General features: G+C 57.1%; 24 protein-coding genes. 21 read left to right on the top strand and 3 right to left on the bottom strand.

All coding sequences use genetic code 11. The features are described from left to right. Window position 1: 1 nt before the first annotated feature. The 3 genes from recF to dnaA are packed head-to-tail and all read right to left on the bottom strand — an operon-like array spanning window position 2 to window position 3,785. Complete coding sequence (gene recF, locus JH25_RS12885; protein WP_032878606.1) at window positions 2-1,105, bottom strand: DNA replication/repair protein RecF; 1,104 nt, start codon at window positions 1,103-1,105, stop codon at window positions 2-4. A gap of 20 nt (window positions 1,106-1,125) precedes the next feature. Then, window positions 1,126-2,229 (bottom strand): DNA polymerase III subunit beta, encoded by a 1,104-nt coding sequence (gene dnaN / locus JH25_RS12880; protein ID WP_005783345.1) that lies wholly within the window; start codon window positions 2,227-2,229, stop codon window positions 1,126-1,128. A gap of 38 nt (window positions 2,230-2,267) precedes the next feature. Then, on the bottom strand, window positions 2,268-3,785 hold the full coding sequence (gene dnaA, locus JH25_RS12875) for a chromosomal replication initiator protein DnaA (RefSeq protein ID WP_032878608.1): 1,518 nt from the start codon (window positions 3,783-3,785) through the stop codon (window positions 2,268-2,270). A 575-nt stretch (window positions 3,786-4,360) separates the two neighbouring features. On the opposite strand from dnaA, the gene rpmH reads away from it, so the two are divergent. From rpmH to glmS, 21 genes are all read left to right on the top strand, one after another. Beyond that, window positions 4,361-4,495 (top strand): 50S ribosomal protein L34, encoded by a 135-nt coding sequence (gene rpmH / locus JH25_RS28115; protein WP_003213577.1) that lies wholly within the window; start codon window positions 4,361-4,363, stop codon window positions 4,493-4,495. A 13-nt stretch (window positions 4,496-4,508) separates the two neighbouring features. Further along, complete coding sequence (gene rnpA / locus JH25_RS28120) at window positions 4,509-4,916, top strand: ribonuclease P protein component (RefSeq protein ID WP_020302575.1); 408 nt, start codon at window positions 4,509-4,511, stop codon at window positions 4,914-4,916. Next, window positions 4,909-5,154 (top strand): membrane protein insertion efficiency factor YidD, encoded by a 246-nt coding sequence (gene yidD, locus JH25_RS28125; protein WP_019816912.1) that lies wholly within the window; start codon window positions 4,909-4,911, stop codon window positions 5,152-5,154. The genes rnpA and yidD overlap by 8 nt, the downstream gene beginning before the upstream one ends. A 2-nt stretch (window positions 5,155-5,156) precedes the next feature. Beyond that, window positions 5,157-6,839 carry a membrane protein insertase YidC gene (yidC, locus tag JH25_RS12865; RefSeq protein WP_032878610.1) on the top strand — a complete coding sequence of 561 codons (1,683 nt, stop codon included), beginning with the start codon at window positions 5,157-5,159 and terminating at the stop codon, window positions 6,837-6,839. A 79-nt stretch (window positions 6,840-6,918) separates the two neighbouring features. Next, window positions 6,919-8,289, top strand: coding sequence for a tRNA uridine-5-carboxymethylaminomethyl(34) synthesis GTPase MnmE (mnmE, locus tag JH25_RS12860; protein ID WP_032878611.1), 1,371 nt, complete (start codon window positions 6,919-6,921; stop codon window positions 8,287-8,289). Window positions 8,290-8,840: 551 nt separating this feature from the next. Further along, window positions 8,841-10,733 carry a tRNA uridine-5-carboxymethylaminomethyl(34) synthesis enzyme MnmG gene (gene mnmG, locus JH25_RS12855; RefSeq protein ID WP_005792607.1) on the top strand — a complete coding sequence of 631 codons (1,893 nt, stop codon included), beginning with the start codon at window positions 8,841-8,843 and terminating at the stop codon, window positions 10,731-10,733. After that, complete coding sequence (gene rsmG, locus JH25_RS12850) at window positions 10,730-11,374, top strand: 16S rRNA (guanine(527)-N(7))-methyltransferase RsmG (RefSeq protein ID WP_032878612.1); 645 nt, start codon at window positions 10,730-10,732, stop codon at window positions 11,372-11,374. Before mnmG ends, rsmG begins: the two co-directional genes overlap by 4 nt. Before the next feature lie 18 nt (window positions 11,375-11,392). Beyond that, window positions 11,393-12,190, top strand: coding sequence for a ParA family protein (locus tag JH25_RS12845; RefSeq protein WP_005792605.1), 798 nt, complete (start codon window positions 11,393-11,395; stop codon window positions 12,188-12,190). A 9-nt stretch (window positions 12,191-12,199) separates the two neighbouring features. Beyond that, on the top strand, window positions 12,200-13,072 hold the full coding sequence (locus tag JH25_RS12840) for a ParB/RepB/Spo0J family partition protein (RefSeq protein WP_032878614.1): 873 nt from the start codon (window positions 12,200-12,202) through the stop codon (window positions 13,070-13,072). Window positions 13,073-13,220: 148 nt separating this feature from the next. Further along, the gene (locus tag JH25_RS12835) at window positions 13,221-13,628 is read left to right on the top strand and encodes a F0F1 ATP synthase subunit I (protein WP_010565865.1); all 408 of its coding nucleotides are present in this window, start codon (window positions 13,221-13,223) and stop codon (window positions 13,626-13,628) included. 16 nt (window positions 13,629-13,644) lie between these two features. Beyond that, window positions 13,645-14,514 (top strand): F0F1 ATP synthase subunit A, encoded by an 870-nt coding sequence (gene atpB, locus JH25_RS12830; protein WP_003195886.1) that lies wholly within the window; start codon window positions 13,645-13,647, stop codon window positions 14,512-14,514. 133 nt (window positions 14,515-14,647) lie between these two features. After that, window positions 14,648-14,905 (top strand): F0F1 ATP synthase subunit C, encoded by a 258-nt coding sequence (gene atpE, locus JH25_RS12825; protein ID WP_002555987.1) that lies wholly within the window; start codon window positions 14,648-14,650, stop codon window positions 14,903-14,905. Between the two features lie 56 nt (window positions 14,906-14,961). Next, window positions 14,962-15,432 carry a F0F1 ATP synthase subunit B gene (locus JH25_RS12820; protein ID WP_003195835.1) on the top strand — a complete coding sequence of 157 codons (471 nt, stop codon included), beginning with the start codon at window positions 14,962-14,964 and terminating at the stop codon, window positions 15,430-15,432. Between the two features lie 12 nt (window positions 15,433-15,444). Further along, window positions 15,445-15,981 (top strand): F0F1 ATP synthase subunit delta, encoded by a 537-nt coding sequence (locus JH25_RS12815; RefSeq protein WP_003195833.1) that lies wholly within the window; start codon window positions 15,445-15,447, stop codon window positions 15,979-15,981. 21 nt (window positions 15,982-16,002) lie between these two features. Next, the gene (gene atpA, locus JH25_RS12810) at window positions 16,003-17,547 is read left to right on the top strand and encodes a F0F1 ATP synthase subunit alpha (RefSeq protein WP_003195831.1); all 1,545 of its coding nucleotides are present in this window, start codon (window positions 16,003-16,005) and stop codon (window positions 17,545-17,547) included. A 50-nt stretch (window positions 17,548-17,597) separates the two neighbouring features. After that, a complete protein-coding gene (gene atpG / locus JH25_RS12805) occupies window positions 17,598-18,458 on the top strand; it encodes a F0F1 ATP synthase subunit gamma (RefSeq protein WP_005792602.1) in 861 nt (286 codons plus the stop codon). A gap of 27 nt (window positions 18,459-18,485) precedes the next feature. After that, entirely contained in the window at window positions 18,486-19,862 is a 1,377-nt protein-coding gene (atpD, locus tag JH25_RS12800) for a F0F1 ATP synthase subunit beta (RefSeq protein ID WP_003195827.1), read from the top strand. Window positions 19,863-19,906: 44 nt separating this feature from the next. Further along, entirely contained in the window at window positions 19,907-20,323 is a 417-nt protein-coding gene (locus JH25_RS12795) for a F0F1 ATP synthase subunit epsilon (protein ID WP_005792601.1), read from the top strand. A gap of 123 nt (window positions 20,324-20,446) precedes the next feature. Beyond that, window positions 20,447-21,814: a bifunctional UDP-N-acetylglucosamine diphosphorylase/glucosamine-1-phosphate N-acetyltransferase GlmU gene (gene glmU, locus JH25_RS12790; RefSeq protein WP_032878616.1), complete on the top strand. Its 1,368-nt coding sequence runs from the start codon at window positions 20,447-20,449 to the stop codon at window positions 21,812-21,814. Window positions 21,815-22,043: 229 nt separating this feature from the next. After that, on the top strand, window positions 22,044-22,811 hold the full coding sequence (locus JH25_RS12785) for a DeoR/GlpR family DNA-binding transcription regulator (RefSeq protein WP_032878617.1): 768 nt from the start codon (window positions 22,044-22,046) through the stop codon (window positions 22,809-22,811). A 10-nt stretch (window positions 22,812-22,821) separates the two neighbouring features. Then, a complete protein-coding gene (glmS, locus tag JH25_RS12780) occupies window positions 22,822-24,654 on the top strand; it encodes a glutamine--fructose-6-phosphate transaminase (isomerizing) (protein WP_005792598.1) in 1,833 nt (610 codons plus the stop codon). Window positions 24,655-24,662 lie beyond the last annotated feature (8 nt).

The following is a 24,662-nucleotide window of genomic DNA, read 5'->3' on the forward strand; positions in this document are numbered from 1 at the left end:
TTCACTCCCGATGGTCGTGGGTCTGGGTGATACGGCCTTGTTCCACGTGGAACAAAGCGACTGGCGTTTCCGTCTGCCAGCCTTCCCTCAATAATTCGTGGTCTACACAGGTAATGAATACCTGGCAGCGTAAGTCTTCCAACAAGCGGCATAGCGAACGGCGGTGCTGTTCGTCGAGCTCCGACGGCAAGTCATCCACCAGATAAATACACTGACCGCGCCTTGCCTGGCTAACCAAGTGCCCTTGCGCAATACGCAGCGCACACACCACCAACTTCTGCTGGCCGCGGGACAAAATATCCGCAGCATTATGTGCACCTAATCTAAGGCGCAAATCAGCGCGTTGGGGGCCGGCCTGGGTGTGTCCGATTTGCTGATCCCGCTGCAGGGACGTCGCAAGCACAGCACTGAGCTCACGGTCTTTATCCCAACCTCGGTAGTAACTCAGCGTCAGCCCCTCGAGGTCCAACAACTCGCTCAAGGTCTGCTCAAAGACTGGTTTCAAGGCTTTGATATAGGCACGACGGTACTCATCTATTTCGTCGCTGGCCAGGCATAGCTCTCGGTCCCAGGCTGCTTGCGAAGCGGCGTCAAGTGTACCATGCCGCAGCCATGAGTTCCGCTGCCGCAGGGCCTTCTGCAGGCGCTGCCAAGTGGCCATGAAGCGGGGTTCCACGTGGAACACACCCCAATCCAGAAATTGGCGGCGGATTTTCGGTGCACCTTCCAACAGGCGGAAGCTGTCGGGGTTGATCAACTGCAACGGCAGAATTTCTGCCAGTTGTGCGGCACTGCGCGCATTTTGCCCGTCGATACGAATCTGAAACTCCCCGCCGCGATCGCGGGATATCCCCAGTGCACTCTGACCACCTTCCGCCAACTCGACTTGGCCAAACACTGTACACGCCAACTGTTCGTACTGAATCACCGGCAACAGGCGGGCACTGCGGAAGGAACGGGCCAGCCCCAACAAGTGGATAGCTTCCAGCACACTGGTTTTGCCACTGCCGTTGGCGCCATGGAGGATATTGATGCGGGGGGAAGGGGAGAAGGTCACCGGGTGCAGATTACGCACCGCGGTGACAGAGACGCGACTAAGGGACATCTAGCTTCTGCTGAGCATGATTACAGGCGCATCGGCATGACAACGTAAGCCGAGTCGTCGTTATCGGATTCTTGCACCAGAGCGCTGCTGTTGGAGTCCGACAGGATCAGGCGAACCTGTTCGGTAGTCATGACGCCCAGCACGTCCAACAGGTAGCTCACGTTAAAGCCGATTTCCAGAGAGCCGCCGTTGTAGTCGACGCCCACTTCTTCTTCTGCCTCTTCCTGCTCCGGGTTGTTGGCCTGGATTTTCAATTGGCCGTTGGCCAATTGCAGGCGAATACCACGGTACTTTTCGTTCGACAGAATCGCAGTACGGCTGAACGCTTCACGCAAGGCCTGGCGATCGCCAATCACCAGCTTGTCGCCACCTTTAGGCAACACACGCTCGTAATCCGGGAACTTGCCGTCAACCAATTTGGAGGTGAAGGTGAACTCACCAGTGGTCGCGCGGATATGGTGCTGACCCAACACGATGCTGACATTGCCGTCCGGCTCGGTGAGCAAGCGCGCCAACTCAAGGATACCTTTGCGCGGAACGATCACCTGGTGACGATCAGGCTGGCCGATATCGGCACGCATCGAGCACATCGCCAGACGGTGACCGTCAGTGGCAACCGCACGAATGATGCCTTCGGATACTTCCAGCAACATGCCGTTAAGGTAGTAGCGCACGTCCTGCTGGGCCATGGCGAAGCTGGTGCGCTCGATCAAGCGACGCAGCTTGCTTTGCTCCAGGCTGCACGTCAGCGAGCCTGGCCCTTCTTCTACGGTTGGGAAGTCATTGGCCGGCAAGGTCGACAGAGTGAACCGGCTACGGCCAGCCTTGACCACCAATTTTTGCTCATCGACCTTGATGTCAATCAGCGCATCGTTGGGCAGGCTTTTGCAGATGTCCATCAGCTTGCGCGCCGGCACAGTGATTTCGCCGGGTTCGGCGGGCTCTTCAAGCTGCACACGACCAACCAGCTCGACTTCCAGGTCGGTACCGGTCAAGGACAACTGCTGGCCTTCGACCACCAGTAATACGTTGGAGAGCACCGGCAAGGTCTGTCGGCGCTCGACGACGCCTGCGACCAGTTGCAGGGGTTTCAACAGGGCTTCGCGTTGAATGGTGAAATGCATGGTCTAGTCCCTTGCCTTAATAAGCTGCGCTGGTGTCATCACGTAGTCAGTGTACGCAGCAGGTTCTTGTAGTCCTCGCGAATATCCGCGTCGGATTCCTTAAGTTCGTTGATTTTGCGGCAGGCGTGCAAGACCGTGGTGTGGTCCCGACCGCCAAACACATCGCCGATTTCCGGCAGGCTGTGGTTGGTCAGCTCCTTGGAGAGAGCCATAGCCACCTGACGCGGGCGTGCAACCGAGCGCGAACGGCGCTTGGACAGCAGGTCGGAAATCTTGATCTTGTAGTACTCGGCCACGGTGCGCTGGATGTTATCCACACTCACCAACTTGTCCTGCAGGGCCAACAAGTCTTTCAGGGATTCGCGAATCAACTCGATGGTGATATCACGGCCCATGAAGTGCGAGTGAGCGATGACCCGCTTGAGCGCGCCCTCCAGCTCACGCACGTTGGAGCGAATGCGTTGGGCAATAAAGAAGGCAGCGTCGTGAGGCAGATCAACCTTTGCCTGATCGGCCTTCTTCATCAGGATCGCAACCCGGGTTTCCAGCTCCGGCGGTTCCACCGCAACGGTCAGGCCCCAGCCGAAACGCGACTTCAGGCGCTCTTCCAAGCCTTCAATTTCTTTCGGGTAACGGTCACTGGTCAAGATGACCTGCTGGCCACCTTCGAGCAGGGCGTTGAAGGTGTGGAAAAACTCTTCCTGGGAACGTTCCTTGCGAGCGAAGAACTGAATGTCATCGATCAGCAAAGCATCAACGGAGCGGTAGAAACGCTTGAACTCGTTGATCGCATTGAGCTGCAGGGCCTTGACCATGTCAGCCACGAAGCGCTCCGAATGCAGGTACACGACCTTGGCGTTCGGGTTCTTCTTTAATAGGTGGTTACCTACGGCGTGCATCAAGTGCGTCTTACCCAAGCCAACGCCACCATAAAGGAAGAGCGGGTTGTAACCGTGCTTGGGGTTATCGGCGACTTGCCAGGCAGCTGCACGGGCCAGCTGGTTGGACTTGCCCTCGACGAAGTTCTCGAAGGTGAAGGTGCGGTTCAGATAACTGGTGTGCTTGAGCCCACCCTCAACCTGCACAGTGCGCTGTTCGGCACGAACGGGAGCCTGCTGGGAGCTGGCGCCTGCCATCGGATCGAAGCTGTCGCGAGACGGTTCTTCATGCTCTGGCGCATTTTTTTGCGCAGAGGATTTGGACGACGTTGCAGCAGGTGCAGTAGAAGCAGCAACCGGTGCCGCTGCCGCCTGGGCTTGCGATGCCGCTGCAGCCAAAGGCGCGTTCGGCGCAGCACGGGGTGCTGAGCTACGTTTGCTGCCTATTAATAAGGAGAGCACGGGCGCGAGGCCATTGCCATGTTCATCGAGCAATTCGAGAACGCGGCTCAGGTACTTCTCATTGACCCAGTCGAGAACAAAACGATTGGGTGCGTAGACACGCAACTCGTCGCCTTCGGCTTCGACCTGTAGCGGACGGATCCAGGTGTTGAATTGCTGGGCAGGCAGCTCATCGCGCAAAAGCTCCACGCACTGCTGCCAAAGTTCCACTGACACGGATATCCCCTAAGTTGAAAGCCGGTGAGGCAAAAACAGCCGCCATTGTAGCGACCAGCCGCCCACTTATCCACATGTAGGTTGCTCACAGGGCACCCAAAATCAATGTGTTAACCGCAGAAAAGGCGACCAATGGTCTGTGCATAAGCTCTGTGGATAAACCACCCTGAGCTCGTTGCACAAGTGGGGGCAAAAGTCTGTGGGTAACCGGCCTGTGGATAACAACCCATTCCACGCACAGCTTATCCGATAGCGCAGCACAGGCAGAGCACTGCTTCTCCCCCGTGTTGTCATTCTCTGTACAGCGCGCAGAATAAGGGCTAAAGGCAGTTATCCACAGATGATCGCCTGGCTAGCTTTTATAAGCTTTACAGAAAAGCTTTAAATAACTTCCTTCTTTATTTTTATATCTATGGCATGGCGGATGAAAGCAGAACGGCTCGGAAGGCGGCAAAGATCTAATTGAAGGAAAAGCTGGTTGGAAATTGACCTAGAGGCTTGCTTTCTCTAGAATCGCCGGTCTCTTAAAACGGGGGCCATTCCGGCCCGTTGTGGACGAACCAGGTAACAACGCCATGAAACGTACTTTCCAACCAAGCACCATCAAACGCGCCCGTACTCACGGCTTCCGTGCTCGCATGGCTACCAAGAACGGCCGTGCTGTCCTGTCGCGTCGCCGCGCCAAAGGTCGTGCGCGTCTGGCAGTTTGATAATCCGGTACTGGTGGTGAGTCAGGACTTCAGTCGGGAAAAGCGTCTGCTTACCCCCCGGCATTTCAAGGCAGTCTTTGACTCCCCCACCGGCAAGGTTCCGGGGAAAAATCTCCTGCTCCTTGCGCGTAACAACGATCTTGATCACCCCCGTCTCGGGCTGGTGATTGGCAAGAAGAGCGTCAAGCTCTCCGTTGAGCGCAATCGCCTCAAGCGTCTGATGCGCGAATCGTTTCGCCTCCACCAGGACACTCTGGTTGGTTGGGATATTGTTATCGTCGCGCGCAAAGGCTTGGGTGATGTAGAAAACCCCGAATTGATTCAGCATTTCGGCAAGCTCTGGAAACGTTTGGCTCGTACCCACAAGCCAGCACCAGCAGTCAGCACCGAAACTGTAGGGGTAGACAGCCTTGATGCGTAAACTGGCAATCGTTCCGATCCAGTTTTATCGCTATGCCATTAGTCCTCTGATGGCCAGCCACTGTCGTTTCTACCCCAGTTGTTCCTGCTACGCGTTAGAGGCCATAGAAAATCATGGTCTTCTGCGCGGTGGCTGGCTGACCTTTCGTCGTTTAGGTCGCTGTCATCCGTGGAATCCCGGTGGTTATGACCCGGTTCCACCTATCCCTACCTCCCGTTCTTCTTCGATGGCCGAGTAATCATGGATATTAAACGCACAATCCTGATCGTCGCCCTGGCAATCGTGTCCTATGTCATGGTCCTTAAATGGAACCAGGACTACGGCCAGGCTGCCCTGCCGACTCAGAATGTTGCTACCAATCAGGCTGCGCCGGCTATTCCGGACACCCCGCTGGGTAAAAATGCGTCCGCGAGTGCCGATGTTCCCAGCGCGAATGGCGAGACAAGTGCCCCGTTAGAAACGCCAGTGGTCACCAACAAAGACCTCATCCACGTGAAAACGGATGTGCTCGACCTGGCTATCGACCCACAAGGTGGTGATATTGCACAGCTGAAGCTGCCGCTTTATCCACGTCGCCAGGATCATCCGGATGTTCCGTTCCAGCTGTTCGATAACGGCGGTGAACGTACTTATCTGGCGCAAAGCGGCCTGACCGGCACCAATGGTCCGGATGCACGTGCTACCGGTCGTCCGGTTTATTCGACCGAGCAAAAGACTTATCAACTGGCAGACGGCCAGAACCAGTTGAACGTCGACCTGAAATTCAGCCTCGACGGCGTCAACTACATCAAGCGTTTCAGCTTTACCCGTGGTTTGTACGATCTGAAGGTCACTTACCTGATCGACAACACCAGCGACAAAGCCTGGAGCGGCAACCTGTTTGCCCAGCTCAAGCGTGACGCCAGTTCCGATCCGTCTTCCAGCACCGCCACCGGCACCGCGACTTACCTGGGCGCCGCCCTGTGGACAAGTAACGAGCCGTACAAAAAAGTGTCGATGAAAGATATCGACAAGGGCACGCTGAAAGAAACCGTCCAGGGTGGCTGGGTAGCGTGGCTGCAGCACTACTTCGTGACCGCCTGGATTCCGAACAAGGGTGACGCGAACCTGGTTCAAACCCGCAAGGACAGCCAGGGCAACTACATCATTGGGTTCACTGGCCCGGCGTTGACCGTCGCTCCAGGTGCCAAGGCTGAAACCAGCGCTACCCTGTACGCCGGTCCTAAAAGCCAGGCCGTATTGAAAGAGTTGTCCCCAGGTCTGGAACTGACTGTGGATTACGGCTTCCTGTGGTTCATTGCCCAGCCGATCTTCTGGCTGTTGCAACATATCCACAGCATCGTCGGCAACTGGGGCTGGTCGATCATCTTCCTGACCATGCTGATCAAGGGGATCTTCTTCCCACTGTCGGCAGCCAGCTACAAGTCGATGGCGCGTATGCGTGCCGTTGCCCCGAAACTGGCGGCACTGAAAGAACAACATGGCGATGACCGGCAGAAAATGTCGCAGGCCATGATGGAGCTGTACAAGAAAGAGAAGATCAACCCGCTGGGTGGATGCTTGCCTATTCTGGTACAGATGCCGGTGTTCCTGTCGCTGTACTGGGTACTGCTGGAAAGCGTGGAAATGCGCCAAGCGCCGTTCATGCTGTGGATAACTGACCTGTCGATCAAGGACCCGTTCTTTATCCTGCCGATAATCATGGGCGCGACCATGTTTATCCAGCAGCGTCTGAACCCAACCCCGCCGGATCCGATGCAGGCCAAGGTAATGAAAATGATGCCAATCATCTTCACCTTCTTCTTCCTGTGGTTCCCTGCTGGCTTGGTACTGTACTGGGTGGTCAACAACGTGTTGTCGATCTCTCAACAGTGGTACATCACACGTAAGATCGAAGCGGCTACCAAAAAAGCCGAGGCGTAATTTACTCTGTGGATAACCACTCAAGACGCCCCCTAGTGGGGCGTTTTGCTTTCCGTCACTTTTGTTCTGGAACCTGCTGATGAGCGCACCTCGTGAAACCATCGCTGCTGTCGCCACCGCTCAGGGCCGAGGCGGAGTCGGTATCGTTCGAATTTCCGGCCCCTTGGCGGGCGTTGCGGCCATGGCAATCAGTGGCCGAGAGCTGAAACCCCGTTATGCCCATTACGGCCAGTTTCTGGATGCTGACCAAAGCGTATTGGACGAGGGCTTGGCGATCTATTTTCCGGGACCCAACTCTTTCACCGGTGAAGATGTCCTGGAATTACAGGGGCACGGTGGTCCTGTGGTCCTGGATATGCTCCTGCAGCGTTGCTTGCAACTGGGTTGCCGCTTGGCACGGCCTGGGGAATTCAGCGAACGGGCATTTCTGAACGACAAGCTCGATTTGGCCCAAGCCGAAGCGATTGCGGATTTGATCGAAGCCAGTTCTGCACAGGCTGCACGTAACGCTTTGCGCTCATTGCAGGGGGCTTTTTCCCTGCGTGTGCATAACTTGACCGAGCAATTGATCAGCCTGCGTATTTACGTCGAAGCGGCGATTGATTTTCCCGAAGAAGAAATCGACTTCCTCGCGGATGGCCATGTGTTGGCGATGTTGGATAAGGTCCGTGAGGAATTATCCACAGTCCTGCGTGAAGCCGGGCAGGGCGCGTTGCTACGCGATGGCATGACGGTGGTGATTGCCGGGCGGCCCAATGCCGGAAAATCCAGCCTGCTCAACGCCCTGGCAGGGCGCGAGGCGGCGATCGTCACCGAGATTGCCGGCACTACCCGGGATATCTTGCGCGAACATATCCACATCGACGGCATGCCGCTTCACGTCGTCGACACCGCCGGGCTGCGCGACACCGACGACCAGGTGGAAAAAATTGGTGTGGAACGCGCGCTCAAGGCTATCGGGGAAGCCGATCGTGTGTTGTTGGTCGTCGATGCCACGGCACCGGAAGCTGTGGATCCTTTTGCGCTGTGGCCAGAATTCCTTGAGCAACGGCCTGACCCGGCCAAAGTCACCTTGATTCGTAACAAGGCCGACCTGACGGGTGAAGCGATTGCCCTGCAAACCAGTGAGGATGGCCATGTCACTATCAGCCTGAGCGCCAAAGCGGCAGGTGACGGCCTGGAATTGCTGCGTGAGCATCTCAAGGCCTGCATGGGCTATGAACAGACCTCGGAAAGCAGCTTCAGTGCACGTCGCAGGCATCTTGAGGCACTGCGCCATGCCAGTGCCGCCTTGGAGCACGGCCGGGCGCAGCTGACCTTGGCGGGTGCTGGGGAGCTGCTGGCTGAAGATTTACGTCAAGCACAGCAACTGCTGGGAGAAATTACCGGCGCGTTCAGCTCGGACGATTTGCTGGGCAGGATCTTCTCCAGCTTCTGCATCGGTAAATAGACCTTCGTTGTCCACAGACAGGCCATTCGCGCCTGTCTGTTCAGCCCGTTTCAGGGCAACCCAATCCATTTTTTGACTGACTCGCCGAGCAATCGGTGTTTTTCCGTGCGCGCTATTCGCCTCGGCTGGTACTTTTCTGTGGATTAAACCCTGTGAGTAACCGCGCCTGTGCCCAGTTGATAACAGGGCTTGAAACCTGAGTAAAAACCCGTCTGTGGATAACCATCACTTTAATCCACAGGCTTAAAGCACTTATCCAAGGGCCTCATTGGCACATGACCACAGACTTTTGAATCGCTGTACACATTGAATATAAAGGGCTGTAGAGATCTATCCACAGAAACGTTGCTCAGTAGAAATAAACATAAAAACAAAGATTTAATAAATTTCTCTCTTTTAATTTCTATTGTCTGTGATTCATCCACAGCTGGTTAAATTTTGTGCAAAGGGTTCTTTAGGAAGGGCGAAGTCCCTATACTTGCCGTCATAGCTCTAAAACTCTTTCAACAGACAATTCCTGATTACCTACATAAGCAGGCACGAGGTGCGTGGTGGATTTCCCTTCCCGTTTTGAAGTGATCGTCATCGGCGGCGGTCATGCCGGTACCGAGGCAGCACTGGCGTCAGCACGCATGGGCGTAAAAACCCTGTTGCTTACGCACAACGTGGAAACCCTCGGTGCCATGAGTTGCAACCCCGCTATTGGCGGGATTGGCAAAAGCCATCTGGTCAAGGAAATCGATGCCCTTGGCGGTGTAATGGCGATGGCCACCGACAAAGGTGGTATTCAATTTCGCGTGCTAAACAGCCGTAAAGGCCCGGCCGTAAGGGCTACCCGAGCCCAGGCCGACCGCATCCTGTACAAGGCAGCGGTGCGCGAAACCCTGGAAAACCAGCCGAACCTGTGGATATTTCAGCAGGCTGCCGATGACCTGATCGTCGAGCAGGACCAGGTACGCGGTGTCGTCACGCAAATGGGTCTGCGTTTTCACGCAGATTCGGTAGTACTGACCACAGGGACGTTCCTCGGCGGACTTATCCACATCGGTATGCAAAATTATTCCGGTGGTCGCGCTGGTGATCCTCCGTCGATTGCCCTGGCAAAACGTCTGCGTGAACTGCCGCTGCGCGTCGGCCGCTTGAAAACCGGTACCCCGCCACGCATTGACGGGCGCTCTGTGGATTTCTCGGTGATGACCGAGCAAGCCGGCGATACGCCGATCCCGGTGATGTCGTTCATGGGTTCCAAAGAACAGCACCCCAAACAGGTCAGTTGCTGGATTACCCACACCAACGCCCGTACCCACGAAATCATTGCCGCGAACCTTGATCGTTCGCCGATGTATTCCGGAGTAATCGAAGGCATTGGCCCGCGGTATTGCCCGTCGATCGAAGACAAGATCCACCGCTTTGCCGACAAGGAAAGCCACCAGGTCTTTATCGAACCCGAAGGCTTGACCACTCACGAGCTGTACCCCAACGGGATTTCCACCTCGCTGCCGTTCGATGTGCAGATCCAGATCGTGCAATCGATTCGCGGTATGGAAAATGCGCACATCGTGCGTCCCGGCTACGCCATCGAGTACGACTACTTCGACCCGCGTGATCTGAAATACAGCCTGGAAACCAAGGTGATCGGGGGTTTGTTCTTTGCTGGCCAAATCAACGGGACCACCGGTTACGAAGAAGCCGGCGCCCAAGGTTTGCTGGCCGGAACCAACGCGGCATTGCGTGCACAAGGCAAAGACAGCTGGTGCCCGCGTCGTGATGAAGCGTACATCGGCGTATTGGTCGATGACCTGATCACCCTGGGCACCCAGGAACCGTACCGCATGTTCACTTCCCGCGCGGAATACCGTCTGATCCTGCGCGAAGACAACGCCGATCTACGCCTGACTGAAAAAGGTCGCGAGCTGGGCCTGGTCGATGACGCGCGCTGGGCTGCCTTCTGCAAAAAACGTGAAAGCATTGCGCTTGAAGAGCAACGCCTGAAAAGTACCTGGGTTCGCCCAGGCACCGAGCAGGGCGACGCGATCGCGGAAAAATTCGGCACGCCGTTGACCCATGAGTACAACTTGCTCAACCTGCTTTCCCGTCCGGAAATCGACTACGCTGGTCTGGTTGAAGTGACAGGCCAGGGCGCAGAAGACCCACAAGTCGCCGAACAGGTGGAGATCAAGACCAAGTACGCCGGTTACATTGATCGCCAGCAGGACGAAATCGCTCGCCTGCGCGCCAGTGAAGATACCAAGTTACCTGTGGATATCGACTACACCGGGATTTCCGGGCTGTCGAAAGAAATTCAAAGCAAGCTGGGGATAACTCGGCCTGAAACACTCGGGCAGGCTTCACGTATCCCTGGCGTGACCCCAGCAGCTATTTCGCTGTTGATGATTCATTTGAAAAAACGCGGCGCGGGCCGTCAGTTGGAGCAAAGCGCTTGAGTTCGTTGGTCACCTCGCAACACGCCGAAGAGTTATCCACAGGGGCGCGCCAGTTGGGCGTAGCGTTGACCGAGGTCCAGCATGAGTTACTGCTGGGCTACCTGGCCCTGTTGATCAAATGGAACAAGGCCTACAACCTGACCGCGGTGCGTGATCCAGACGAAATGGTCTCGCGCCATCTGCTCGATAGTCTCAGTGTGATGCCGTTCATCGAAAACGGTCGTTGGCTGGATGTCGGCAGCGGCGGCGGGATGCCTGGTATTCCGCTGGCCATCCTGTTTCCCGAGTCGCAAGTGACCTGCCTGGACAGCAACGGCAAGAAAACCCGCTTCCTGACCCAGGTCAAACTCGAACTCAAGCTGGACAACCTGCACGTTATCCACAGTCGCGTCGAAGCCTTTACGCCTGAACAGCCTTTCCACGGAATTGTTTCCCGGGCGTTCAGCAGCATGGAGAACTTCAGCAACTGGACTCGCCATCTAGGCGATCGCGACACGCGCTGGCTGGCAATGAAGGGCGTCCATCCAAGCGACGAGCTGTTAGCATTGCCGGCAGACTTCCACCTCGATAGCGAACACGCCTTGGCCGTCCCCGGTTGCCAAGGCCAACGCCATCTGCTGATACTGCGCCGCACGGCATGATTGGGAACACAAGCAAGAATGGCTAAGGTATTCGCGATTGCGAACCAGAAAGGTGGTGTGGGTAAAACCACCACCTGTATCAACCTCGCAGCATCCCTGGTCGCCACCAAGCGTCGGGTGCTGTTGATCGATCTCGATCCACAGGGCAACGCCACCATGGGTAGCGGTGTGGATAAACACGGCCTTGAAAACTCGGTCTACGATTTGCTGATTGGTGAATGTGACCTGGCCCAGGCCATGCACTATTCCGAGCACGGTGGTTACCAACTGCTGCCGGCCAACCGCGATTTGACCGCGGCGGAAGTGGTGTTGCTGGAAATGCAGATGAAAGAAAGCCGTCTGCGCAGCGCCTTGGCACCTATCCGCGAGAATTACGACTACATTTTGATCGACTGCCCACCGTCGCTGTCGATGCTCACACTCAACGCGCTGGTTGCCGCCGATGGGGTGATTATCCCCATGCAGTGTGAGTACTTTGCCCTTGAGGGCTTGAGCGACCTTGTGGATAACATCAAGCGTATCGCCGAGTTGCTCAACCCGAACCTGAAAGTTGAAGGCTTGCTGCGGACCATGTATGACCCGCGCCTGAGCCTGATGAACGATGTCTCGGCGCAGCTCAAGGAACATTTTGGCGATCAGTTGTACGACACCGTGATTCCACGCAACATCCGCCTGGCCGAAGCACCAAGCTATGGCATGCCCGCGCTGGCGTACGATAAATCCTCGCGTGGTGCCATTGCCTACCTGGCGCTGGCTGGCGAGATGGTTCGTCGTCAACGCCGCAATTCACGCACCGCTGCAGCCCAGCCAACTTAAGGAATCCCCATGGCCGTCAAGAAACGAGGTCTCGGACGTGGACTGGATGCACTCCTGAGTGGTCCGACCGTCACATCGCTTGAAGAACAAGCGGTGCAGGCCGACGAGCGCGAGCTGCAGCACTTGCCCCTGGACCTGATCCAGCGCGGCAAATACCAGCCACGCCGGGACATGGATCCCCAGGCGCTGGAAGAACTGGCCAACTCGATCAAAGCCCAGGGCGTGATGCAACCGATTGTGGTGCGCCCAATTGGCAGTGGTCGCTTTGAGATCATCGCCGGTGAACGTCGCTGGCGCGCGAGCCAACAGGCTGGCAAGGAAACCATCCCGGCGATGGTGCGTGATGTGCCGGATGAAACTGCCATCGCCATGGCGTTGATCGAGAACATCCAGCGTGAGGACCTCAACCCGATCGAAGAAGCGATCGCGTTGCAGCGTTTGCAGCAGGAATTTCAGCTGACCCAGCAACAAGTGGCCGAGGCGGTCGGAAAATCCCGTGTCACGGTTTCCAACTTGCTGCGTCTGATCGCCTTGCCGGAAGTCATCAAGACCATGTTGTCCCATGGCGATCTGGAAATGGGCCACGCTCGTGCTTTGCTGGGTTTGCCGGAAAATCAACAGGTTGAAGGGGCGCGACACGTTGTCGCACGAGGGCTCACCGTTCGTCAGACCGAGGCCCTGGTTCGCCAGTGGCTCAGCGGTAAACCTGCACCGGTTGAAACCACCAAACCTGATCCGGATATCGCGCGCCTCGAGCAGCGCCTGGCCGAGCGGCTAGGCTCTGCGGTGCAAATTCGCCACGGCAAGAAGGGCAAAGGCCAACTGGTCATCGGATATAACTCTCTCGATGAGCTTCAGGGCGTCCTTGCCCACATCCGCTGAAACATTTGCTTATGTAGCGCGTGATCGGAAATCACTACCCGACAGTTGAATAGGGGCAGAACCGCCCCTATACTCTGCGCGCATTTTGTCGGCACAAATTATGCCAAGTTATTGATTTCCGGCAGCCGACCATTGAGGAGCAAGAGTGATGGAAACCCGCACGCCAAACACGTTGCCGTTCCATCGCTTGGCTGTTTTTCCGGTTTTGTTGGCTCAATTTGTCATTTTGCTGATCGCCGCTTTGGCGCTTTGGTACTGGCATGGAGTCGTAGCCGGATATTCAGGACTCTGCGGAGGCCTGATAGCCTTGCTGCCCAATATGTATTTTGCTCACAGGGCCTTTCGGTTTTCCGGCGCCCGAGCAGCCCAGGCTATCGTGCGGTCTTTTTATGCCGGCGAAGCAGGGAAACTGATTTTGACGGCAGTGCTGTTTGCACTGACCTTTGCAGGTGTGAAGCCATTGGCGCCGCTGGCTGTATTCGGCGTCTTCGTGTTGACCCAACTGGTCAGCTGGTTCGCTCCCCTGCTAATGAAAACAAGACTTTCGAAACCTTAGGGCGTTTGAGGCAACCATGGCAGAAACAACCGCTTCGGGCTATATCCAGCACCACTTGCAGAACCTGACCTTCGGTCAGCTTCCTAATGGCGGCTGGGGCTTTGCCCACACCGCAGCAGAAGCCAAAGAAATGGGTTTCTGGGCTTTCCACCTGGATACTCTGGGTTGGTCGGTCGCATTGGGTCTGATCTTCGTCCTGATTTTCCGCATGGCGGCAAAGAAGGCGACTTCCGGTCAGCCAGGTGCTTTGCAGAACTTCGTTGAAGTATTGGTCGAATTCGTCGATGGCAGCGTGAAAGACAGCTTCCATGGCCGTAGCCCGGTGATTGCACCGTTGGCACTGACCATCTTCGTCTGGGTATTCCTGATGAACGCCGTCGACCTGATCCCGGTGGACTGGATTCCTCAGTTGGCCATGGCGATCTCCGGCGATCCGCACATCCCATTCCGTGCCGTATCCACCACTGACCCGAACGCTACCCTGGGCATGGCCCTGTCGGTGTTCGCGTTGATCATTTTCTACAGCATCAAGGTCAAGGGCATCGGCGGCTTCATCGGCGAACTGACCCTGCACCCGTTCGGCAGCAAGAACATCTTCGTTCAAGCCCTGCTGATCCCGGTGAACTTCCTGCTGGAATTCGTGACCCTGATCGCCAAGCCGATTTCCCTGGCTCTGCGACTGTTCGGCAACATGTATGCCGGCGAGCTGGTGTTCATTCTGATCGCTGTGATGTTCGGCAGCGGTCTGCTCTGGCTTAGCGGCCTGGGCGTAGTACTGCAGTGGGCGTGGGCTGTGTTCCACATCCTGATCATTACCCTGCAGGCCTTCATCTTCATGATGCTGACCATCGTCTATCTGTCGATGGCGCACGAAGAGAACCATTAAGACCAGTCTCGACTAGTCTGATGTCCTTCCCGGTCAAACGGGAAGGTGGCCCAACAGGGCTATGAAACGATTTGTTTTACCGCTTTAAAATCTAAAAAACCTAAACCATACGACGTAAAAGTCGGGAGGAAAGATGGAAACTGTAGTTGGTCTAACCGCTATCGCTGTTGCACTGTTGATCGGCCTGGGCGCCCTGGGTACTGCCATTGGTTTCGGCCTGCTGGGCGGCAAATTCCTGGAAGGCGCAGCGCGTCAGCCAGAAATGGTCCCAATGCTGCAAGTTAAAATGTTCATCGTCGCCGGCCTGCTCGACGCCGTGACCATGATCGGCGTTGGTATCGCACTGTTCTTCACCTTCGCGAACCCCTTCGTTGGTCAACTCGCTGGCTAATCACTCGAATTTTCGAGTGATTGGGGTGATGGACAACGAATGAGCGAGGTGTTGGCGTGAACATTAATGCAACCCTGATTGGCCAATCCGTTGCGTTCTTCATTTTTGTAGTGTTTTGCATGAAGTTCGTGTGGCCTCCGGTCATCGCGGCTTTGCACGAACGTCAGAAGAAGATCGCGGATGGTTTGGACGCTGCCAGCCGTGCAGCTCGCGACCTGGAGTTGGCCCACGAGAAAGTGGGTCAGCAACTGCGCGAAGCTAAAGCACAGGCAGCCGAGATCATTGAGCAAGCCAAGAAACGCGGTAACCAGATCGTCGAAGAGGCTGTTGAAAAAGCCCGCGTCGAAGCTGACCGTGTGAAGGCTTCGGCTCATGCCGAGATCGAACAGGAACTGAACGGCGTCAAAGACGCGCTGCGTGCCCAACTGGGTGCTCTGGCGGTCGGCGGTGCTGAGAAGATCCTCGGTGCCACAATCGATCAAAACGCGCACGCGGAGCTGGTTAACAAACTGGCTGCTGAAATTTAAGCGAGGGCGATCATGGCAGAACTGACCACGTTGGCCCGACCTTACGCTAAGGCAGCCTTCGAGCACGCCCAGGCCCACCAGCAGCTGGCCTCTTGGTCAGCCATGCTCGGCCTGGCTGCAGCAGTGTCGCAAGACGACACCATGCAGCGCGTGCTCAAGGCCCCGCGCCTGACGAGCGCAGACAAGGCCGCCACTTTTATTGAAGTGTGCGGCGACAAGTTTGATGTGAAGGTGCAGAACTTCATCCACGTCATTGCCGAAAACGACCGTCTCCCGCTATTGCCGGAGATCGCCGCTCTGTTCGACCTGTACAAGGCCGAAGCAGAGAAATCGGTAGACGTTGAAGTGACCAGTGCTTTCGCATTGAACCAAGAACAGCAAGACAAACTCGCCAAGGTTCTCAGTGCACGACTCAATCGGGAAGTGCGCCTGCAAGCTTCGGAGGACGCATCCCTGATTGGTGGTGTTGTTATCCGTGCCGGCGACCTGGTTATCGATGGCTCGATTCGCGGCAAAATCGCGAAACTTGCCGAAGCATTGAAATCTTGAGTTTGAAGGGGCAGCAGAGCAATGCAGCAACTCAATCCTTCCGAAATAAGTGAAATTATCAAGGGCCGCATCGACAAGCTCGATGTGACCTCCCAAGCCCGTAACGAAGGCACTGTCGTCAGCGTATCTGACGGCATCGTGCGGATTCACGGTCTGGCCGACGTAATGTACGGCGAGATGATCGAGTTTCCGGGCGGCGTCTACGGTATGGCCCTCAACCTGGAGCAAGACTCCGTAGGTGCCGTTGTATTGGGCGCGTACACCAGTCTGGCTGAAGGCATGAGCGCCAAGTGCACAGGCCGCATCCTGGAAGTTCCGGTTGGTAAGGAACTGCTGGGTCGCGTAGTCGACGCACTGGGTAACCCTGTTGACGGTAAAGGTCCACTGGGCAACACCGAGACCGATGCGGTCGAGAAAGTTGCTCCAGGCGTGATCTGGCGTAAGTCGGTAGACCAGCCTGTACAGACTGGCTACAAGGCTGTCGATGCCATGATCCCGGTCGGCCGTGGCCAGCGTGAGCTGATCATCGGTGACCGTCAGATCGGTAAAACCGCTCTGGCGATCGACGCGATCATCAACCAGAAAGACAGCGGCATTTTCTGCGTCTACGTAGCCATCGGTCAGAAGCAATCGACCATCGCCAACGTGGTTCGCAAGCTGGAAGAAAACGGCGCCCTGGCCAACACGATCATCGTGGCTGCCAGTGCTTCGGAATCTCCTGCGCTGCAATTCCTGGCACCGTACTCCGGTTGCACCATGGGTGAATTCTTCCGCGACCGCGGTGAAGACGCGCTGATCGTTTATGACGATCTGTCCAAGCAAGCAGTGGCTTACCGCCAGATTTCCCTGCTGCTGCGCCGTCCACCAGGCCGTGAAGCCTACCCAGGCGACGTGTTCTATCTCCACTCCCGTCTGCTGGAGCGCGCTTCCCGCGTTTCGGAAGAATACGTAGAGAAGTTCACCAACGGCGCAGTGACCGGCAAAACCGGTTCCCTGACCGCACTGCCGATCATCGAAACCCAGGCTGGCGACGTTTCCGCGTTCGTTCCGACCAACGTGATTTCCATCACTGACGGTCAGATCTTCCTGGAATCGGCCATGTTCAACTCCGGGATCCGTCCTGCTGTGAACGCCGGTGTTTCGGTATCCCGTGTGGGTGGTGCCGCTCAGACCAAGATCATCAAGAAGCTCTCCGGTGGTATCCGTACCGCTCTGGCTCAGTACCGTGAACTGGCGGCATTCGCCCAGTTCGCTTCTGACCTGGACGAAGCGACCCGTAAGCAACTTGAGCATGGTCAGCGCGTTACCGAGCTGATGAAGCAGAAGCAATACGCCCCAATGTCGATCGCTGACATGGCGTTGTCGCTGTATGCCGCTGAGCGTGGGTTCCTGACCGACGTTGAAATCGCCAAGGTCGGCAGCTTTGAACAAGCGCTGATTGCTTACTTCAACCGCGATCACGCCGAATTGATGGCGAAGATCAACGTGAAGGGTGACTTCAATGACGATATCGACGCTGGCATGAAAGCCGGTATCGAGAAGTTCAAGGCCACCCAAACCTGGTAAGCCGCAGCGGGAGCCGCAAGGCTCCCGCTTGCTAACCTGATAGGTGTTACATGGCAGGCGCAAAAGAGATTCGCAGTAAGATTGCGAGCATCAAAAGCACGCAAAAAATTACCAGCGCCATGGAAAAAGTGGCGGTCAGCAAAATGCGCAAGGCACAAATGCGCATGGCTGCTAGCCGTCCTTATGCGGAGCGTATCCGCCAGGTAATTGGGCATCTGGCCAACGCCAACCCGGAATACCGCCACCCGTTCATGATCGAGCGCGCCGTCAAGCGTGCAGGTTATGTGGTAGTGAGCAGTGACCGTGGTTTGTGCGGTGGTCTGAATACCAACCTGTTCAAGGCCCTGGTCAAGGACATGGCGGTAAACCGCGAAAACGGCGTCGAGATCGATCTGTGTGTGGTGGGTAGCAAGGGTGCGGCCTTTTTCCGCAACTTCGGCGGTAACGTCGTTGCAGCTATCAGCCATCTGGGTGAAGAGCCGTCGATCAATGATTTGATCGGCAGTGTGAAGGTGATGCTGGATGCGTACCTGGAAGGCCGTATTGACCGCCTTTCCGTGGTATCCAACAAGTTCATCAACACCATGACCCAGCAGCCAACCGTGGAGCAATTGATTCCACTGGTGGCGACTCCGGATCAGGAACTCAAGCACCACTGGGACTACCTCTACGAACCAGACGCCAAAGAGCTGCTTGATGGCTTGATGGTGCGCTACGTGGAGTCGCAGGTGTACCAGGCGGTGGTCGAGAACAACGCAGCTGAACAAGCGGCGCGGATGATCGCGATGAAAAACGCTACCGATAACGCCGGTGATCTGATCAGCGATTTGCAGCTGATCTACAACAAGGCGCGTCAGGCTGCGATCACCCAAGAGATCTCGGAAATCGTCGGCGGCGCTGCCGCGGTTTAACGGTTCAAATATTCAGAGGATCCAGCTATGAGTAGCGGACGTATCGTTCAAATCATCGGCGCCGTTATCGACGTGGAATTTCCACGCGACAGCGTACCGAGCATCTACAACGCGCTGAAAGTACAAGGCGCGGAAACTACCCTGGAAGTTCAGCAACAGCTGGGCGACGGCGTAGTTCGTACCATTGCGATGGGTTCCACCGAAGGCTTGAAGCGCGGTCTGGACGTTGTCGACACTGGCGCTGCCATCTCCGTACCGGTCGGTAAAGCGACCCTGGGCCGGATCATGGACGTACTGGGCAACCCGATCGACGAAGCTGGCCCGATCGCTACCGAAGAGCGCTGGGGCATTCACCGCGCAGCACCTTCGTTCGCAGAACAAGCGGGCGGCAACGACCTGCTGGAAACCGGCATCAAGGTTATCGACCTGGTTTGCCCGTTCGCCAAAGGCGGTAAAGTCGGTCTGTTCGGTGGTGCCGGTGTAGGCAAGACCGTAAACATGATGGAACTGATCCGTAACATCGCCATCGAGCACAGCGGTTATTCCGTGTTCGCCGGTGTGGGTGAGCGTACTCGTGAGGGTAACGACTTCTACCACGAGATGAAGGACTCCAACGTTCTGGACAAAGTGGCACTGGTTTACGGTCAGATGAACGAGCCGCCGGGAAACCGTCTGCGCGTAGCACTGACTGGCCTGACCATGGCCGAGAAGTTCCGTGACGAAGGTAACGACGTTCTGTTGTTCGTCGACAACATCTACCGTTATACCCTGGCCGGTACTGAAGTATCCGCACTGCTGGGCCGTATGCCTTCTGCAGTAGGTTACCAGCCGACCCTGGCTGAAGAGATGGGCGTTCTGCAAGAACGTATCACTTCGACCAAGGAAGGTTCGATCACCTCGATCCAAGCGGTATACGTACCTGCGGATGACTTGACCGACCCGTCGCCAGCCACCACCTTCGCCCACTTGGACGCCACCGTCGTTCTGTCCCGTGACATCGCTTCCCTGGGTATCTACCCAGCGGTCGATCCACTCGACTCGACTTCGCGCCAGCTGGATCCGAACGTGATCGGCCAGGAGCACTACGACACCGCTCGCGGCGTTCAGTACGTGCTGCAGCGTTACAAAGAACTGAAGGACATCATTGCGATCCTGGGTATGGACGAGCTGTCGGAAGCCGACAAGCAGTTGGTAAACCGTGCTCGTAAGATCCAGCGTTTCTTGTCGCAGCCGTTCTTCGTGGCTGAAGTCTTCACCGGTGCCTCGGGTAAATACGTTTCCCTGAAAGACACCATTGCTGGCTTCAAAGGCATCCTCAACGGTGACTACGACCACCTGCCAGAACAAGCGTTCTACATGGTCGGCGGCATCGAAGAAGCGATCGAGAAAGCCAAGAAACTGTAATCCAGGCGCCCGGCAACGGGCGCTCATCAGGTTGAGGCAATCAGATGGCTATGACAGTCCATTGCGATATCGTCAGCGCGGAAGGGGAAATTTTCTCCGGTCTGGTCGAGTTTGTAACAGCGCACGGCGACTTGGGTGATCTTGGTATCGCCATGGGTCACGCCCCGCTGATCACAAGCTTGAAGCCAGGTCCGATCACTCTGACCAAGCAAGGCGGGGAAAAAGAGGTGTTCTACATCTCTGGTGGTTTCCTCGAGGTTCAGCCGAACATGGTCAAGGTACTTGCCGACACCGTGCAACGTGCTGGCGACCTGGATGAAGCCTCCGCTCAGGAAGCCGTCAAGGCTGCCGAGAAGGCCCTGAACGAAAAAGGCGCAGACTTCGACTACAGCGCTGCTGCAGTTCGTCTGGCCGAGGCTGCAGCTCAGCTGCGCACGCTCCAGCAGATCCGCAAGAAGTAAGCGGCCTTGCCGTTACACTTCATGCGTGATTGATTAAAAAGGGTGGCCTCGGCTACCCTTTTTCTTTTTTTGCAAAACACTTCTTTGGTCTGAACCCGGACCGCCCAGGATTGGTAGCCATTCATGTCTCTTGAAATCGTCATTCTCGCCGCAGGCCAGGGCACCCGTATGCGTTCAGCCCTGCCCAAGGTGCTGCACCCGGTCGCGGGTAACTCCATGCTGGGTCATGTTATCCACAGCGCCCGGCAATTGGACCCGCAACGTATTCATGTGGTGATTGGCCACGGTGCAGACGTGGTCCGTGAGCGTCTGGCTGCGGACGACTTGAATTTCGTATTGCAAGACAAGCAACTGGGCACCGGCCACGCTACCGCGCAAGCCGTGCCCTTCATTACCGCCGACACGGTGCTGATCCTCTATGGCGATGTACCGCTGATTGAAGTAGAAACCCTGCAACGACTGCTCAAGCACGTAGTGCCTGGCCAGATGGGCTTGCTCACCGTTGAGTTGGACGACCCTACCGGCTATGGCCGCATCGTGCGCAATGCCGACGGCAAGGTTGCCGCGATCGTCGAGCACAAGGACGCCAGTGAAGCCCAGCGCGCCATTACCGAAGGCAACACCGGCATTCTTGCCGTACCTGCCGATAAGCTGGGCGACTGGATGAGCCGTCTGTCCAACAACAATGCCCAGGGCGAGTACTACCTCACCGATGTCATTGAGATGGCCGTCAGCGATGGCCTGGTGGTCGCCACTGAGCAGCCCCACGACCCGATGGAAGTGCAGGGCGCCAACGACCGCAAGCAGCTTGCAGAGCTGGAGCGTCACTACCAGTTGCGTGAAGGCCTGCGTCTGATGGCCCAGGGCGTGACCCTGCGTGACCCGGCGCGTTTCGATGTGCGTGGCGACGTAACAGTAGGCCGCGACGTGCTGATCGATATCAACGTGATCCTCGAAGGCCGGGTGATCATTGAAGACAATGTGGTCATCGGCCCGAACTGCGTGATCAAGGACAGCACCTTGCGCAAAGGCGTGGTCGTCAAGGCCAACAGCCATGTCGACGGTGCCGTGATGGGTGAGGGCAGCGATGCAGGGCCGTTTGCGCGCTTGCGTCCAGGTAGCGAGCTGGGGGCCAAGGCCCATGTGGGTAACTTTGTCGAACTGAAAAACGCACACCTCGGCGAAGGTGCAAAAGTCGGTCACCTGACTTACCTGGGCGATGCCGTCATCGGCGCCCGCACCAACATTGGTGCCGGCACCATCACCTGCAACTATGACGGCGCCAACAAGTACCAGACGACGATTGGTGAAGATGTATTCATTGGCTCCAATAACTCGCTGATTGCACCCGTCACCATTGGCGATGGTTCAAATACGGCGGCAGGCTCGACCATCAACCAGGATGTGGATAAGTCCCAGCTGGCGGTAGCCCGCGCCCGTCAACGCAATATCGACGGTTGGAAACGCCCGGTCAAAATCAAGAAGACCTGAGTTGTCCACAGCCTTGGCAGCGTCAAAACTCCAATGTGGAAGGGGGCTTGCTCCCGATAGCGGTGGACCAGTCAACTCATCAGGTGACTGACACACCGCCATCGGGGGCAAGCCCCCTCCCACATTTGCCGGTGTTGTTCGAAAAATAGTTATCGCCCCCGCTTGACGATCTTTCGCCAATAGGTTTTGATTGCCTTCGTTATCTTTCGGAACGAAACTTATCACTGCCATGTCGAAACGAAATACTCCCCAGCGGCGCCACAATATCCTCACCTTGCTCAATGAGCAGGGCGAAGTCAGCGTGGACCAACTGGCCAAGCGTTTCGAAACTTCGGAAGTCACCATCCGCAAGGACTTGGCCGCCCTCGAAAGTAACGGCCTGCTTCTGCGTCGCTACGGTGGCGCAATCACCATGCCCCAAGAGCTGGTGGGCGACGCCGCCCAGCCCATCTCGGCCTACAAGCGTGCCATCGCACGTGCGGCCGTGGTGCGCTTGCGTGAACATGCGCGCATCATCATCGACAGCGGCAGCACCACCGCCGCCATGATTCCGGAACTCGGTCATCAACCCGGGCTGGTGGTTATGACCAACTCCTTGAATGTGGCCCGCGCCCTGAGCGAACTGGAACATGAACCGGTGCTGTTAATGACCGGCGGTACCTGGGACCCGCATTCGGACTCGTTCCAGGGGCAGGTCGCCGAGCAGGTGCTGCGTTCCTACGATTTTGATCAGTTGTTCATCGGCGCCGACGGCATCGACTTGCAGCGCGGCACCACCACCTTCAACGAACTGCTGGGCCTGAGCCGTGTGATGGCTGAGGTCGCCCGTGAAGTGGTGGTGATGGTCGAGTCCGACAAGATTGGCCGCAAGATTCCCAACCTGGAGCTGCCCTGGAGCAGTGTCCATACCCTTATTACCGATGATCGCCTGCCACTTGAGGCCCGCGACCAGATCCAAGCCCGCGGCATTACGCTGATATGCGCGGCAGTCATCTAGGAGAAACACCATGTGTGGAATTGTTGGCGCAGTCGCCGAACGTAACGTAACTGCCATCCTGATCGAAGGCCTCAAGCGCCTGGAATACCGCGGCTATGACAGCGCAGGCGTGGCCGTCTTCACCAACGCCGGCAAGCTGGAGCGTATGCGCCGCCCGGGTAAGGTCAGCGAGTTGGACCAGGCTCTGGCCGGCGAGCCTCTGGCGGGTCGCCTGGGTATCGCCCACACCCGTTGGGCCACCCACGGCGCGCCGTGCGAACGCAACGCCCACCCGCATTTTTCCGGTGACCTGGCGGTGGTGCACAACGGCATCATCGAAAACCACGAAGTGCTGCGTGAGCAACTCAAGGGCCTGGGCTACGTGTTCACCTCGGACACCGACACCGAAGTGATCGCCCACCTGCTCAACCACAAGCTCAAAGACCACAGTGACCTGACCACGGCCCTCAAGGCCACAGTCAAAGAGCTGCACGGCGCCTACGGCCTGGCCGTGATCAGTGCCAGCCAGCCTGACCGCTTGGTTGCCGCGCGCAGTGGCAGCCCATTGGTAATCGGCCTGGGCCTGGGCGAGAACTTCCTTGCCTCCGACCAACTGGCCCTGCGCCAGGTGACCGACCGTTTCATGTACCTGGAAGAAGGCGATATTGCCGACATCCGCCGTGAAAGCGTACAGATCTGGGACGTTGACGGTCAGTCGGTCGAGCGTGAAGCCGTGCAATACCGCGACGGTGCCGAAGCCGCCGACAAAGGCGAGTTCCGCCACTTCATGCTCAAGGAAATCCACGAGCAGCCATCCGTGGTGCAACGCACCCTGGAAGGTCGCCTGAGCCAGAACCAGGTGCTGGTCAACGCCTTCGGCCCGCAAGCCGCCGAACTGTTCGCCAAAGTGCGCAATGTACAAATTGTTGCCTGTGGCACCAGCTACCACGCCGGTATGGTCGCGCGTTATTGGCTGGAAGAATTGGCCGGTATCCCGTGCCAGGTCGAAGTTGCCAGCGAGTTCCGCTACCGCAAAGTGGTGGTGCAGCCAGACACCCTGTTCGTGACCATCTCCCAGTCCGGCGAAACCGCCGACACCCTGGCTGCCCTGCGCAACGCCAAGGAGCTGGGCTTCCTCGGCAGCCTGGCCATCTGCAACGTCAGCATCAGCTCGCTGGTACGTGAATCCGACCTGACCCTGCTGACACAGGCTGGTCGCGAAATCGGCGTGGCCTCCACCAAAGCCTTCACTACCCAATTGGTAGGCCTGTTGTTGCTGACCCTGTCCCTGGGTCAAGTACGCGGCACCCTCGCCGAGGGCGTCGAAGCCACTCTGGTGGAAGAACTGCGTCGTCTGCCGACCCGCCTGGGTGAAGCCCTGGCCATGGACAGCACCGTGGAAAAAGTCGCCGAGCTGTTCGCCGACAAGAACCACACCCTGTTCCTCGGCCGTGGCGCGCAATACCCGGTGGCAATGGAAGGCTCGCTGAAACTCAAGGAAATCTCGTACATCCACGCCGAAGCCTACCCGGCCGGCGAGCTGAAGCACGGCCCATTGGCCCTGGTGGATGACGATATGCCAGTGGTTACCGTGGCGCCGAACAACGAACTGCTGGAGAAGCTCAAGTCCAACCTGCAGGAAGTACGCGCCCGTGGCGGCCAATTGATCGTCTTCGCAGATGAAAAGGCAGGCATGACCAATGGCGAGGGCACCCACGTGATCAACATGCCGCACATCCACGACACGCTGTCGCCGATCCTCTACACCATCCCGCTGCAGTTGCTGTCGTACTACGTTGCGGTGCTCAAGGGCACCGACGTTGACCAGCCGCGTAACCTGGCTAAGTCGGTGACGGTGGAGTAAGGCTTACT

Source organism: Pseudomonas sp. BRG-100, from assembly GCF_000737955.1.
Lineage (GTDB): Bacteria > Pseudomonadota > Gammaproteobacteria > Pseudomonadales > Pseudomonadaceae > Aquipseudomonas > Aquipseudomonas synxantha_A.